This is a genomic window from Agrococcus pavilionensis RW1 (genome assembly GCF_000400485.1).
GTDB lineage: Bacteria > Actinomycetota > Actinomycetes > Actinomycetales > Microbacteriaceae > Agrococcus > Agrococcus pavilionensis.
Genome location: NZ_ASHR01000028.1, coordinates 1 through 14,391 on the forward strand (window position 1 = coordinate 1; position 14,391 = coordinate 14,391).

The following is a 14,391-nucleotide window of genomic DNA, read 5'->3' on the forward strand; positions in this document are numbered from 1 at the left end:
GGCCGACACGAGCCCGTCGTCGCCCAGCAGGTCGACGTCCGCGATGGCGTCGACCTCGATCCCGGCGAGGTCGATCGGCACGGATGCCGTCGCCACCACGAGGTCTTGCGAGCCGACGCTGATCGTCGCGTCGGCATCCACCGCACTGGCGATGCCAGTGCCTGCGGCCCAGAGGCCGCCCGCGAGCGCTGTGGTTGCCAGCGCTCGCCATGCGAGCTTGCGCATAGTCATCTTGCCCTTCTGATCGAGAGATCCGCCGGCCCGCTCCGGGACGGCTGCGTGCCGCGCGCAGGGCGCGGCCTCGGATCGCTCAATCAGGGCTTGCGGTGTGCTCCTCCACCGGGGCATCGGGGATGCGGTCATCCGCGGCCGCGCGGAGCTCGCCCTGGGCGAGCTGCGGCAGGCGGTGGCTGTCGGTGACGGCGAGCGGCTGGCTGGCGCCGGCGGCGGCAGCGCCGCTCGCTCCGCCGGCCACGACGGCCGACGGCTCGGCGCCGATGGGCGCCCGGGACGCGGCCGGCTCGGCCGCGAGCGGCACGGCGGGCACGGCCTCGTCGAGCGCGGCGGCCGGCGCCGGCACGGAGGCGAGCGCATCGGCGACGAGGCGCTCGAGGGTCAAGGGTGCGCGCTCGCCGAGCGGCGCGGGGGCGGATGCGTCGGCACCCTCGAGCGCGCCGCCGAGCGCGGGTGCCTCGGCGACGATCTCGCCGGGCTGCTCGCCGACCGCGGGGCCGGCGCCCGGCGCGGGGGTGGGGCCGGCGCCGGGCGCCGGGGTCGGGACGGGAGCGGGGCTCGCGCCGGGGGCGGGCGCGGTGCCGGGTTCGGGCGACGCGCCGGGCTCGGGCGACGGAGTCGGCACGACGAGGTCGACGACGGTCTCGTCGATCGCCTCGACGACGGGGTCGACGATGCCCGCGACGGGGCGCTCGCCGAGCAGCTCGTCGACGACGGGGAGCTCGGCCACGGTCTCGTCGACCGCGCCGACGACGGGCGCGAGCACCTCGCCGCGCACGCTCTCGACGAGTCGCTCGACGGGCTGCGTGACGGGCGCGAGCGGCTCGAGCACGGGCTGGAGGGCACCGGTGACGGGGGCGACGACGGGACTCGCGGCGCCGACGACCTCGCCGGGGAGGTCGACGACGGCGCCCACGACCGGGGCGACGGGGGCGACGACGGGAGCGACGAGCGCCTCGACCGGATCGGTCACGGGCGCGAGCCCGCCGACGAGCGCGTCGACCGGCTCGGTGACGAGCCCGACGGCGCCGCCGACGAGATCGCCGACATCGCCGAGCAGGCCGGTCGTGGCGCCGCGGTCGTCGTCGACGGCGTGCGCGGCCGAGCCGCCCAGCAGCACGGAGAGGCCGATGGCACCGAGCGATGCGGCACCGGCGGCGAGGGCCAGGCGCAGCACGCGGGGCCGCGCCCCTGCTCTGCTCGCCGCCATGGCTGCCCCTTCGAAGTCGTGACCTTCGGGTCTGCCCGCCACCGTACGGAACGCTTGCGCGAACGGCAAGGATTTCTCAGTGCTTTCCCAGGCGAGAGATCACGCGGCGGGCAGGCGCAGCGACTGCTCCTCCTCGAGCTCGACCGCCGGTCGACCGGCGATCGGGATGCGCGCCCTCCGGGGCGCGCCGCCAGCGGCGGCCTCGACGAGCAGGCTGCCCGCGGCGATCCGTCCATCGCCGTCGGCGAGCCCTTGCCACTCGGCGCGCACGCTCCGCACGACGGTCGCCGCGTTCGGCCACTCGCCGACGACGAGCAGCGTCGAGGAGGCCTGCCGCAGCCGCGCCGCGAGCCGAGCGGCCTCGGTGGGCGTCACGCGCGCGGGCGAGGCGGCGAGCACGACCGGCATCGCCTCGGCGAGGCTCGCGACCGCGTCGAGCCACGCGCGGCCCGGCTGCGGCACGAGCGCGATGCGGTCGATCGGCACCCCGAGGTCGCGGGCCGCCTCGATGCCGAGGTCGGGCATGCCGACGATCGCGCCCCACGCGCCGGCGGGCAGCGCCGCGCCGAGGCACGCGAGCGCGAGGCTGCGCGACTGGATGCTGTGGGCGGCACCGGGGCGGAGAGTGCGGACGACCTCGTCGAGCCCCGCGGGCGCCGCGTCGTCGACCGTCGGCGCGGTCGCGGGCACGGCCTGCTGCATGCCGCGCAGCCGCTCGCGCAGCGCCTCGATCGTCGCGGTGCGCTCCTCGCCCGAGCGGCGCTCGAGCCTCGTGGACGCCATCCTCACCCTCCCATTCTCGAACGTGTGTTCGAACCGGTCAACCGCCTCCGGCGTGTCGGGGACCGCGCGCCGTGCCAAGATCGATCCGAGTCCGCTGAGCCCTGCGATCGCGACGAGGAGGTTGGATGGCGACCGACGCTCCCCGCCCCGACGACGCATCCGACACCCTCGCACCGACCGCCGACACCGGCCGCCCGAGCGGCGCCCACGTGCTGTGCGTCACAACGAACCCCGCGATCGACATCACCTACACGATCGACGACCTGCGGCCCGGCTCGAGCCACCGCGTGCCGACCGGCCTCGCCCGCGCGGGCGGCAAGGGCGTCAACGTCGCGCGCGTGCTGCACCAGCAGCACGGCCGCGCGGTCGTCGTCGCCCCGGTCGGCGGCCCCGTGCAGTCGCTGTTCGTGCACGAGCTCGACCGCTCCGGGATCCCGCACCGGCTCGTCGAGGTCGCCGCGCCCACGCGCCGCACGACCGCGATCGTCACGCCCGCCGGCACCACGAACCTCAACGAGACGGGCGAGCCGATCGACCACCGCGACTGGGCGCGCGTGCTCGAGATCGTGCGCGCGGAGGCGCCCGCCGCGCGGGTCGTCGTCTCGTCGGGCTCGCTCCCGCCGCTGACGCCCGACCGCTTCTGCGCCTCCGTCGTCGACATCGCGCTCGCCGTGCGCCGCCCCGTGATCGTCGACGTCGGCGGCGAGCAGCTGCGGCACGCGATGGCCTCGGGCGCGACGGCCGTCAAGCCGAACCGGCACGAGCTCTTCGACGCGATGGGCGGCACCGACCCGCTCGACGCCGCCCGCCGGCTCGCGGCGCTCGGCACCGGCACCGTCTTCGCGTCGCTCGACATCGAGGGGATGCTCGCGGTGCTCCCCGACGGCCGCGCGTGGCACGCCGTGCTCGACCACGTGCTCGACGGCAACCCGACCGGCGCGGGCGACGCCGCGGTCGCGGCGCTCGCCGAGGCGCTCGGCGAGGGCGCGACGCTCGAGGAGCAGCTCGCCCGCGCGACCGCGTGGTCGGCGGCCGCGGTGCTCGACGCCCAGGCAGGCTCGATCGCCGATCCCGCCGAGCTCGCCGAGCGCATCCGCATCACGCCCATCGGCTGAGCGCGTCCAGCCGGCTCCGAGCGTTCATCCAACGCCCATTCGGCCCCCGGCATCGCGCTGGTACGGTGTGCCCATGACGACACTGCGCCTCGAAGAGCTCAACGCCGCCAACATCGTCGCTGCCAACGGCATGACGCTCAAGCGCGGCCAGGAGGCCTTCCTCGCCGCGAACGCGCGGCTCGAGGAGTTCGTCAACACCCAGAGCGCGTGGCAGCGCGTCGTCTTCGACGGCGACGAGCCCGTCGCGTTCGTGATGGCGAACTTCGACCCCGAGGTCGACCGCGAGGAGTACCGCTCGAGCATCCTGCGCATGTACGTCGCGGGCGACGCGCAGCGCCGCGGCGTCGGCAGCTACACCGTCGAGCAGGTCGCCGAGGAGGCCAAGCGGCTCGGCTTCGAGCACCTCTTCGCGGTGTGGGAGGAGGGCGACCTCGGCCCCGGCAAGTTCTTCCAGGCGGTCGGCTTCGAGGTCATCGGCGAGAACGAGTACGGCGAGGCCATCGGCCGCAAGACGCTCTAGCCCCCGCGAGCGCAGCGTGCGACGCCTGGCCGCCATCGTCGCGACCGCGGCCGTGCTCGCGGTCGCGGGCTGCGCATCCGCCCCGCCGGAGCGCCGCGACGCGGGCGTCGCGATGTTCCAGTGGACGTGGGACGCGATCGCCGCCGAGTGCCCCGCGCTCGGCGACGCCGGCGTCGCGTGGGTGCTGACCTCGCCGCCGCAGGAGCACGTCGACGGCGCGACGGCCGCGCTGCCGGGCGCGGACGGAACCGAGTGGTGGTGGAGCTACCAGCCCGTCTCGTACGCCGTCGAGTCGCGGCTCGGCACGCGCGACGAGTTCGCCGCGATGACCGCCGCGTGCGGTGAGGCGGGCGTCGACGTCTACGCGGATGCGGTGATCAACCACATGGCGGGCGTCGAGTCGGGCTCGGGCTGGGCGGGCACCGCGTTCGAGCACTACGAGTACCCGGGCCTTTACGGCCGCGCCGACTTCCACGACTGCAACCGCACGCCCGATGACGACATCGACGCCTACCGCGAGCCCTTCGTCATCCAGCACTGCGAGCTCGAGAACCTCGCCGACCTCGCGACCGAGTCGGAATCGGTGCGGGCGACGATCGTCGGCTACCTCGAGGACCTGCTCTCGCTCGGGGTGACGGGCTTCCGCGTCGACGCCGCCAAGCACATCGACCCCGACGACGTCGCCGCGATCGTCGGCGCGCTGCCCGAGGGCACGCCCGTCATCAGCGAGGTCATCCGCGGCGCGGGCGAGCCGGTGCTGCCCGAGCAGTACACCGGCTTCTCGACCGTGTGGGAGTTCGGCTGGGCCGAGCGCGTCGGCGCCTTCGTGCGCGGCGGGCAGGCGCGCGCGCTCGCCGACCTCTCCCCCGCCGGTTACGGCCTGCTCGAGGAGGGCCAGCGCACCTTCGTCGCGAACCACGACACCGAGCGCAACAGCCAGACGCTCTCCTACCGCGACGGCGGCGCGTTCGCCGCGGCGACCGCCGTCATGCTCGCGAGCGACTACGGCCCGCCGACGCTCTACTCCGGCTACGCGTTCACCGACCGCGACGCGGGCCCGGTGCTCGAGGCCGACGGCTCGGTGGCGGATGCGTCGTGCGCGGCGGATGCGCGGCCAGACCCCGAGGGTGGCTGGCAGGACGGCGACTGGGTGTGCCAGCACCGCTGGCCCGGCACGCTCGAGCTCGTCTCGTGGCGCTCGCGCGTCGTCGACGCACCGGTGACCGAGCAGTCGTCGATCGACTCGGTCTTCGTCTCGCTCCGCGGCGAGACGGCCGCGTTCGCGGTGCAGCTCGACGACGCGCCGGCCTCGGTCGAGGTGCCCGTCGGCCTGCCCGACGGCGACTACTGCGACGTCGTCGTGCCCGATTGCGCATCCGTCGTCGAGGTCGCCGGCGGCGTCGCCGCGCTCGAGCTCGACCCGTGGCAAGCGGTCGCGCTCGACCGCTCCGCCCGCCCGTAGCCGCCTCGCTCGTCGACCCCACCCGCTCGTCGAGCAGCGGCCGCAGGCCGCGACCCCACCCGCTCGTCGAGTAGCGGCCGCAGGCCGCGTATCGAGACGCACAGTCGATTCGTCTCGATACGGCCGCTCCGCGGCCTACTCGACGAACGGGCTATGTTCCCCCGCTCGTCGAGTAGCGGCCGCAGGCCGCGTATCGAGACGCGCAGTCGGTTCGTCTCGATACGGCCGCTCCGCGGCCTACTCGACGAACGAGGGTCAGCGCTAGACGAGCGACTCCCGCCACGCCCGGTGCAGCGACGCGAACTTCCCGCCCTGCTCGATGAGCTCGGCGGGCGAGCCGTCCTCGATGATCCGGCCGTGCTCCATCACGAGCACCCGGTCGGCGATCGCGACTGTCGAGAGCCGGTGGGCGATGATGATCGCCGTCCGGTCGGCGAGCAGGGTCGTGAGGCCCTCCTGCACGAGCCGCTCCGAGGGGATGTCGAGCGACGCGGTCGCCTCGTCGAGGATGAGCACGCGCGGGTCGGCGAGGAACGCGCGCGCGAACGAGAGCAGCTGCCGCTGGCCCGCGCTCACGCGGCCGCCGCGCTTGTTGACGTCGGTCGCGTAGCCGTCGGGCAGCGCCTCGATGAAGCCGTGGGCGCCGACCGCGCGCGCGGCCGCCTCGATCTCCTCGTCGCTCGCGCCCGGCTTGCCGAGCGCGATGTTGTCGGCGACGGTGCCCGAGAAGAGGTACGCCTCCTGCGTCACCATCACGACCGCACGCCGCAGGTCGTCGTTCGCGAGCTCGCGCAGGTCGACGCCGTCGAGCTTCACCGCTCCCTCGGTCGGGTCGTAGAAGCGCGAGACGAGCTTCGCGAGCGTCGACTTGCCCGCGCCGGTCGTGCCGACGAGCGCGATCGTCTGGCCCGAGGGGATGTGCAGGTCGAAGTCGGGCAGCACGACCTTGCCGTTGCCGTACGCGAAGCGCACCGCGTCGAAGTCGATCTGCCCGCGCGAGGCCGGCAGCGCCTTCGGCTGCACCGGCTCCTTCACCGTCGGCTCCTCCTCGAGCACGCCCGAGATCTTCTCGAGCGCCGCCGATGCCGACTGGTAGCCGTTGAAGAACATGCCGATGCCCTGGATGGGCTGGAAGAAGTTGCGCGCGTAGAGGGCGACGCCGAGCAGCGCCCCGATCTGCATCGAGCCCTCGACGACCCGGAGACCGCCGACGATCACGAGCGTCGCGATCGTGACCGCGCCGATCATCATGATCCCCGGCTCGTAGATGCCGAAGATGTTGATCGTGCGGTAGTTCGCGTCGCGGTAGTCGTCGACGCGCTCGTCGAACTCGCGCTGGTTCGCGGCCTCCTTGCGGAACGCCTTCACGGCGCGGATGCCCGTCATGGTCTCGACGAAGTGCACGATCATGCGCGCGCTCGTCGTGCGGGTCTCGCGGAAGAGCACCGTCGAGCGCACCTGGAACCAGCGGGTGAGGATGATCGCGGGGATGAGCGCGATGCCGATGATCGCGCCCGAGAGCGGATCGAGCAGCGTCATGGCGCCCGCGGTGAAGCCCATGATGAGCACGCCGCGCACGAGCTCGTTGAGCCCCTGGTCGAGCAGGTCGCGGATCGACTCGAGGTCGCTCGTCTGCCGCGCGATGATGCGGCCCGACGTGTAGGACTCGTGGAACTCGAGGCTCAGCCGCTGCGCGTGCGCGAACAGCCGCCGGCGCAGCTCGTAGAGCACCGTCTGGCTGATGCGCGCGATGCCGACGGTGTAGAGGTACATCAGCACGCCCGCGGCGATCGCCGCGACGATGTAGACGAGCGTCGCGACCCACAGCGGCATCCAGTCGCCCTGCTCCATGATCGCCGGCAGGCCGACGTCGATGCCGTAGGCGATGAGCAGCGGCCCCGCGATGTTCGCGGCGGCCGCGATCACGACGAACAGCAGCGTCACGACGACGCGGCCGACGTGCGGCTTCAGCAGCGAGCCGAGCAGGCGCCGCGAGCGCGCTCGGATGGCCTTCGACTCGGCCTTGGTGTAGTCGGTGCGGTCCTCGCCCTGCACGCCCTGCACGCTCATCGGGACACCTCCTCGGACTCGGCGTCGAGCTCGTCGAGGTCGATGACCTCCATTGAGCCGGTGACGGCGGCGATCGACTGGCGGTCGCGCTCGGCCTCCTCGAGGCTCGAGATCACGTAGCGGTAGTGCTCGCTGCGCGCGAGCAGCTCGGAGTGGGTGCCGACGTCGACGATCCGGCCGTCGCGCATGAGCGCGACGCGGTCGGCGAGCTGCACCGTGCTCGGGCGGTGGGCCACGATGAGGGCGGTCGTGCGCTCGAGCACGTGCCGCAGCGCATCCTCGACCTGCGCCTCCGTCTCGACGTCGAGCGCCGAGAGCGGGTCGTCGAGCACGAGCACCGCGGGGTCGGCCGCGACCGCGCGCGCGAGCGCGAGGCGCTGCCGCTGGCCGCCGGAGAGGGAGAGGCCCTCCTCGCCGATCTCGGTGTCGAGCCCGTCCGGCAGGTTGCGCGCGAAGTCGGCCTGGGCGATCGCGAGGGCGCGGTCGAGGGCCTCCTCCGACGCATCCGGCGCGCCCATGAGCACGTTGTCGCGCACCGACGCCGAGAAGAGCGTCGCGTCCTCGAACGCCATCGCGATGTGCGTGCGGAGCTCCTCGAGGGTCAGGTCGCGCACGTCGACGCCGTCGAGCAGCACGCGCCCGCCCGTGACGTCGTAGAGGCGGGTCGGCAGCGCCGTGAGCGTCGTCTTGCCCGAGCCGGTGACGCCGATGAGCGCCATCGTCTCGCCCGGCTCGATCACGAGGTCGGCGCCGTCGACGAGGTCGCGCTCGTGCGGCTGCGCGTCCTGGTAGCGGAAGTGCACGCCCTCGAACACGAGCTTGCCCTTCGGCTCGCGGATCGTCTTCGGCTCGGCCGGGTCGACGATCGTGTTCTCGCTGTCGAGGATCTCGTGGAAGCGGCGGGATGCGTTCGACGCGTCGATGAGGAACGCGAACAGGAAGCCGATCGACTCGATGGGCCAGTTGAGCACCATCGCGACGGCGAAGAACGCGAAGAGCGTGCCGACCGTGATCTGGCCGCTCGCCGCGAGCCAGACGCCGAGGAAGAGGCAGACCGCGTACGAGACGTACGGCACGATCGTCAGCCACATCCACAGGTTGCCGTCCATGCGGGCCTTGTCGATCTCGGTCTCGCGCAGCCGCTTCGCCTGGTCGGTGAAGCCCTCGAGCGCGTGGCGGCCGCGGCCGAAGGCCTTGAGCACGCGGATGCCGTGGATCGACTGCTCGACGGTCGTCGCGAGGTCGCCCGCCTGGTCCTGCGCCGAGCGCGAGATCGAGAAGTAGCGGCGCTCGAAGCGCAGCGCGACGAGCACGATGGGCGCCGAGAGCACGACGAAGACGCCGGCGAGCAGCGGGCTCCAGTAGAAGAGCACGCCGATGCCGACGACGAGCGTGATCGAGTTGACGACGAGCAGCGGCGCGCCGAAGGCGGTGAAGCGGCGGATCATGCCGAGGTCCTGCACGGCGCGGCTGAGCAGCTGCCCCGACTGCCAGCGGTCGTGGAACGCGACGGGGAGGGCCTGCAGCTTCGCGTAGAGCGAGCGGCGCATCGACGCCTCGACCTTCGTCGAGGGCAGCGTCACGAGCAGCCGCCGCATGTAGACGAAGAACGCCTCGCCGAGGCCGAGCGCGAGGATCGCGAGGCCGACCGGCCAGACCGCGGCGGCGTCGGCGGCGGCGAGTGGGCCGTCGACGAGCGCGCGCATCGCGATCGGGGTCGCGAGGCTCAGCAGCGCCGAGAGCAGCGCGGCGAACGTGCCCCACAGCAGCCGCGGCAGCACCGGGCGGAGGAAGGACACGAGCCGCGAGAGCGCGCGCAGGTGGCTGACGGGCTTGGTCTCGGTCTGATCCGGAGACGTCGAGGACATGAGGGGATCCTTCGCGGTCGCAGGCGGGGTGGGCCGGCGATGGTGGGGCGCGACGATGGTCGCTGGGGTCGAGCGGCGTCAGCGGTCGTGACGCGAGGGCGAGCGTGGCTCGCGGCGGGCGATGCCCCGTCTGCTCCTAGGCGGCGACGCGCGCGGGGCGGACGCGGAGGGCGGGGGCGGCAGCGATCGCGGTGGTCGTCGTGCTCATGGCATCCTCCTGGCGTCGGCAGCACCCGGTCGGTGCAGACAGCCTTCAATCCTAAGCAGACTCACAGCGGCGTGTCTACCGCTGATCGGCGTTTCCCGATGACGTCGCGTCGCGCGCACCGGGACCGAGCGCGTCGAGCAGCGCGTCCGCGTCGGCGGGGGTGCTGAGCAGCAGCACGGGCGGCTTCGTCGCGTCGGCATGCCAGGCCCGCATCCGCGCGCGCTTCGAGCGCCACGAGCGGAAGTGCCAGACGAGGATGGAGTCGCGGGAGAGCACGGCGCGGACGGTCTCGACGTTGCCGTTGCACACGAGCTCGCGCGTCCGCACGCGCCGGAGCGTGCGGCGCAGCAGCCGCGCGAGCGACACGAGCCGCGGGTAGTCGAGGCCGACGATCACGTCGACCCGCGCGAGCGCCGCCTCGTTGTGGATGCCGTAGACGGTGTCGGCGACGTACGCCTCGCGCTCGAGCACCGGCAGCACGCGAGCGTCGAGCTCCGGGCGCGGCGGCTGCACCCAGCCCGGATCCCAGCAGAGCTCGTCCATGAGCACGACCGGCAGGCCGAGCCGCTCGCCGAGCGCGGTGGCGAGCGTCGACTTGCCTGAGCCGGTCGCGCCGAAGCACAGCACGCGGCGGGCGCGACGCACGTCGTCGATCGTGCCGGCGCTCATGCGGGCGAGGCTACCGGCACGCGCCGAGCGGTGCGGATGCGCCCGAGCGGGGCGGGCGTGCCGGCCCCGGTCGGGCGCGACCGCCCCCGTCGGCGAGGCGGGCGGCGAGGCCGCGCCTTCAATGCGCGAAGTGGCGCTCGCCCGTGAAGTACATCGTGATGCCGGCGGCGGTCGCCGCGGCGATGACCTCCTCGTCGCGCACGGAGCCGCCCGGCTGCACGACCGCGCGCACGCCCGCGTCGAGCAGCACCTGGAGGCCGTCCGCGAACGGGAAGAACGCATCGGAGGCCGCGACCGAGCCGGCGGCCCGCTCCCCCGCGCGCGAGACGGCGAGCGCGCACGAGTCGACCCGGTTGACCTGACCCATGCCGACGCCGACGGAGGCGAGCCCCGCGGCGAGCAGGATGGCGTTCGACTTCACCGAGCGCACGGCGCGCCAGGCGAACTCGAGGTCGGCGAGCACGTCGTCGGCCACGTGCGAGCCGGCGACCCGTCGCCACGTGTGCGACGAGAAGCCATCGAACGTGTCGGGCTGCTGCACGAGCACGCCGCCCGAGACCTGCCGCAGCTCGGAGCCCTCGCGCGCGTAGCCCTCCGGCAGGCGCAGCAGCCGGATGCTCTTCTTCGCGGTGAGCAGCTCGAGCGCCTCGGGCTCGAAGTCGGGCGCGACGACGACCTCGGTGAAGATGTCCTTCACCGTCTCGGCCATCGCGCGCGTGACGGTGCGGTTCGCGGCGATGACGCCGCCGAAGGCCGAGACCGGGTCGCACGCGTGCGCGCGCTCGTGCGCCGAGGCGATCGCGTCGGCCGCGCCGGGCGCCGCGATCGCGATGCCGCACGGGTTCGCGTGCTTGATGATCGCGACCGCCGGCTCGACGAAGTCGTACGCCGCCCGCAGCGCCGCATCGGCGTCGACGTAGTTGTTGAACGACATCGGCTTGCCGTGCAGCAGCTCGGCCTGCGTGATGCCGCGGCCGCCGGGCAGCGCGAACAGGCCGGCCTGCTGGTGGCTGTTCTCGCCGTAGCGCAGCCCCTGCACGAGGCTCGCGGCGCCGACCGCGCGCAGCAGCCCGCTCGCGCTCGAGGTGTCGGCGGCGGATGCGTCGGCCGGCTCGGGCGCGCCCGTCGCGGCTGCCGGGGCGGCCAGCGCCGCGCTCGCAGCGGGCGCCTCGGCGGCGGAGGCCGCCGCGGGCGCCGCCGCGGCCGGCTCGTCCACCGGCTCGCCCGCGAACCAGCGCGCGACCGCGCGGTCGTAGGCGGCGGTGTGGGCGAACGCGTCGCGCGCGAGCGCGCGCCGCTGCATGAGGTTCAGGCCCGTGCCGGCGGCCTTCGCGATGAGCGGGTAGACGCGCGGGTCGGTCACGATCGCGACGTTCGCGTGGTTCTTCGCCGACGCCCGCACCAGCGCCGGCCCGCCGATGTCGATCTGCTCGACGATGTCGGCATCGGCCGCGCCCGACCGCACGGTCTCGACGAACGGGTAGAGGTTGACGACGACGAGCTCGAACGGCGCGATGCCGAGCTCGGCGAGCTGCGCCTCGTGGTGCTCGAGCCGCAGGTCGGCGAGCAGGCCGGCGTGGATCGCGGGGTGCAGCGTCTTGACGCGGCCGTCGAGCGCCTCGGCGAAGCCGGTGACCGACGCGACCTCCGTCACGGGCAGGCCCGCGCCGGCGAGCAGCTTCGCGGTCGAGCCGGTCGAGACCAGCTCGACGCCCGCCTCCGCGAGCGCCGCGCCGAGCTCGACGATGCCGGTCTTGTCGCTCACCGAGAGCAGCGCGCGCCGGAAGGGCACCGCGTCGCGCTCGCGGTAGAGGCTGGGGTCGTGCTGCGGTCCGCTCACTTGGCTTCCTCCGGTGCGGTGTCGGGCTGGTCGAGCCGGTGCTCGAGGCCGTGGTCGGCGAGGTCGATCGAGCCGTCGGCGATGCCCGCGAGCACCTCGGCGAGCAGCTCGCGCTCGACGAGCTTGATGCGCTCGTGGAGCGTCGCCTCGGTGTCGCCCTCGAGCACGGGCACGCGCTGCTGGGCGAGGATCGGGCCGGTGTCGACGCCGCTGTCGACGATGATGACGCTCGCGCCGGTCTCGGTGACGCCCGCCGCGAGCGCGTCGCGCACGCCGTGCGCGCCGGGGAACTCGGGCAGGAACGCGGGATGCGTGTTGAGCAGCGCCGGCTCGAAGCGCGAGACCGCCTCGGCCGAGAGCAGCCGCATGAAGCCCGAGAGCACCACGAGGTCGGGCTCGAACGCCTCGACGCGCTCGGCGATGCGATCGCTCCAGGCCTCGCGCGGCGGGGCGAACGGCTCGACGAAGGTCGGGATGCCGGCGGCGCGCGCGATCTCGATGCCGCCGCACTCGCGGTCGGCGCCGACGGCGATCACCTCGACAGCGACGCGCCCGGAGCGAGCACGATCGAGCAGGTCGGCGAAGTTGCTGCCGCTCCCGGAGACGAGGACGACGACGCGGAGCACGCCCTCCAGCCTACCGAGGGTGCTCGTCGCCGTCGGCAGTCGGGTCCGGATGCGCTGCGTCGCGCTCGTGCGCCGGCTCGGCGCCGTCGTCGGTCGCCGGGGTGCCCCCCGCGGGCGCCTCGACGGGATCGACGGCTTGCGTCGCCGCCCGGTCCTCCATCGAGACGGCGACGACCGGCGAGGTCTCCTGCGGCGCGTCGGGCACCGGTGCTCCAGCCACCGGCTCGACCCGTCCCGGCTCGACCGGTCCCGGCTCGGCCGGCGCGGGCTCGACGGGCGTCGGCGCTGCGACCGCGGGCTCCGCGACCGGCGCGACCGGCCGGGTCTCCTGCGCGTCGGCGTCCGCGTCGCCCGTGGACGCATCCGCACCGTCGTTGCCCGCGCGGAGGCCGAGCACCTCGCGGATCGTCGAGCCCTCGCCCTCCCGCGCGAGCGAGCCGAGGCCGCGGCCGCCCACCACGAGGCCGATCAGGAGGCCGACGCCCACCTCGAGCGCGCCCCACGCGGCGACGAGCACCGCGTCGGGCCCCGCCTCGGCGAGCCGGCCGGGCCCGATCGAGCCGCTCGAGAGCATCGCGGCGAGGCCGAGCAGCGCGCCGGCGAGCACGCCGCCACCGATGCCGGCGATCGCGAGCTCCCACCAGTGCACGGGGCGCGCGGCGGTGCCTGCGAGGATCGTCTGCCGCGCGAGCGCGCCGACCACGACCGCCGCGACGACCGGGAGCGCGACGACGGCGAGCATCCACGGCGCCGCCTCGGGGTCGATCGCCGACAGCAGCGGCATCGCGGGGATCGGGCCGAGGTCGGTGCTGAGCGGCGAGACGTGCGAGCCGGTGCCGATCATGAAGCCCGGCCCGACCGCCCACGCCGCGGCCCACACGATCGCGACGGGTGCGAGCACGAGCTGCAGCAGGAAGAGCACGAAGGCGCCGAGGTGCGTGACCTGCAGCGACTCCATCACGAGCAGGCCGTCGGCGAAGCGCGCGAAGAGGCCGACGCCGAGCACGAGGCCGCCGACGCCGAGCACCGCGACCGCGCCGCCCGCGCCCGTGCGGAGGGCGGCGCGGATCGGGCGCATCCAGCGGTCCTCGATCGTGAGCGCGCGCGCAGCCGCGTCGAGCCAGTCGTGGCCGTGGACGCGCACGATGGCGGCGACCATGCCGACGAGGGCGACGAGCGCGGGCAGCGCGAAGGCCTGCGCGAGGTCGGGGGATGCGACGGGGTGCTGGGCGCTCACGGCCGCGAGCAGGCCGACGGCACCGGTCGCGAGCGCGCCGCTCGCGGTCGCGATGCCCGCGTCGAGCATCGGCAGCTCGGCGAGCCGGCGGCCGCTGCGCCAGTGGAGCCAGAGCGTGAGGAGGCCGATGCCCCACGCGCCGAGCGTGATCGCGAAGGGCCGGCTCGCCGCCTCGATGCCGACCGCGATGACCGCGTCGCGGCCGAGCTCGAGCGAGAGGTCGACGCCGTGGCCGACGAGCCACGCGTCGGCGGCGATGCGCCAGTGCACGAGCGGGTCGCCGGCGAAGCCCTGGTCGACGCCCCAGACGGCGAGCAGCACGAGCGCGCACAGCACGAGGCCCACCGCTGCGATGGCGGCGGACTCGACTGCCTGGCCGATCCCGGCCCACACGCGACGCACGGCTGGCACCCTACCGACGCATCCGGCCCGAGCCCCGCCGCCGCGCGGCGGACGGGCACGCTCGCGGTAGGTTGGATGCGCACGGCGCGGCCCGCGCACGCTCTCGAGGCCGCCGTCACAATCCGAGACCGCGAGGGGTTCGAGCCG

General features: G+C 74.4%; 12 protein-coding genes. 3 read left to right on the forward strand and 9 right to left on the reverse strand.

From position 1 onward, the window contains the following. From L332_RS30125 to L332_RS29500, 3 genes are all read right to left on the reverse strand, one after another. Positions 1-225: hypothetical protein (locus tag L332_RS30125; RefSeq protein ID WP_144061061.1), on the reverse strand; the 225-nt coding region annotated here is incomplete at its 3' end. A gap of 85 nt (positions 226-310) precedes the next feature. After that, complete coding sequence (locus L332_RS23680; RefSeq protein WP_144061062.1) at positions 311-1,444, reverse strand: hypothetical protein; 1,134 nt, start codon at positions 1,442-1,444, stop codon at positions 311-313. A gap of 99 nt (positions 1,445-1,543) precedes the next feature. After that, complete coding sequence (locus tag L332_RS29500; protein ID WP_021010785.1) at positions 1,544-2,227, reverse strand: hypothetical protein; 684 nt, start codon at positions 2,225-2,227, stop codon at positions 1,544-1,546. A 125-nt stretch (positions 2,228-2,352) separates the two neighbouring features. Between L332_RS29500 and L332_RS23690 the strand changes: the two genes are divergently transcribed. From L332_RS23690 to L332_RS0115390, 3 genes are all read left to right on the forward strand, one after another. After that, positions 2,353-3,342 (forward strand): 1-phosphofructokinase family hexose kinase, encoded by a 990-nt coding sequence (locus L332_RS23690; protein WP_021010786.1) that lies wholly within the window; start codon positions 2,353-2,355, stop codon positions 3,340-3,342. Between the two features lie 73 nt (positions 3,343-3,415). Then, entirely contained in the window at positions 3,416-3,862 is a 447-nt protein-coding gene (locus tag L332_RS23695) for a GNAT family N-acetyltransferase (protein WP_021010787.1), read from the forward strand. A 16-nt stretch (positions 3,863-3,878) separates the two neighbouring features. Continuing rightward, a complete protein-coding gene (locus L332_RS0115390; protein ID WP_021010788.1) occupies positions 3,879-5,324 on the forward strand; it encodes an alpha-amylase family glycosyl hydrolase in 1,446 nt (481 codons plus the stop codon). Positions 5,325-5,585: 261 nt separating this feature from the next. On the opposite strand, the gene L332_RS23700 is transcribed toward L332_RS0115390, so the two are convergent. The 6 genes from L332_RS23700 to L332_RS30355 form a co-directional block, all read right to left on the reverse strand. Continuing rightward, positions 5,586-7,394, reverse strand: a complete 1,809-nt coding sequence (locus L332_RS23700; RefSeq protein WP_021010789.1) for an ABC transporter ATP-binding protein — start codon at positions 7,392-7,394, stop codon at positions 5,586-5,588. Then, positions 7,391-9,262, reverse strand: a complete 1,872-nt coding sequence (locus L332_RS23705; RefSeq protein ID WP_021010790.1) for an ABC transporter ATP-binding protein — start codon at positions 9,260-9,262, stop codon at positions 7,391-7,393. Before L332_RS23705 ends, L332_RS23700 begins: the two co-directional genes overlap by 4 nt. Before the next feature lie 283 nt (positions 9,263-9,545). Further along, the gene (locus L332_RS23710) at positions 9,546-10,139 is read right to left on the reverse strand and encodes a P-loop NTPase family protein (RefSeq protein ID WP_021010791.1); all 594 of its coding nucleotides are present in this window, start codon (positions 10,137-10,139) and stop codon (positions 9,546-9,548) included. 118 nt (positions 10,140-10,257) lie between these two features. Beyond that, positions 10,258-11,979 (reverse strand): bifunctional phosphoribosylaminoimidazolecarboxamide formyltransferase/IMP cyclohydrolase, encoded by a 1,722-nt coding sequence (gene purH, locus L332_RS23715; protein ID WP_021010792.1) that lies wholly within the window; start codon positions 11,977-11,979, stop codon positions 10,258-10,260. Next, positions 11,976-12,605 (reverse strand): phosphoribosylglycinamide formyltransferase, encoded by a 630-nt coding sequence (gene purN, locus L332_RS23720; protein WP_021010793.1) that lies wholly within the window; start codon positions 12,603-12,605, stop codon positions 11,976-11,978. Before purN ends, purH begins: the two co-directional genes overlap by 4 nt. Positions 12,606-12,615: 10 nt before the next feature. Beyond that, positions 12,616-14,244, reverse strand: a complete 1,629-nt coding sequence (locus L332_RS30355; protein WP_021065024.1) for a cell division protein PerM — start codon at positions 14,242-14,244, stop codon at positions 12,616-12,618. Between the last annotated feature and the right edge of the window lie 147 nt (positions 14,245-14,391).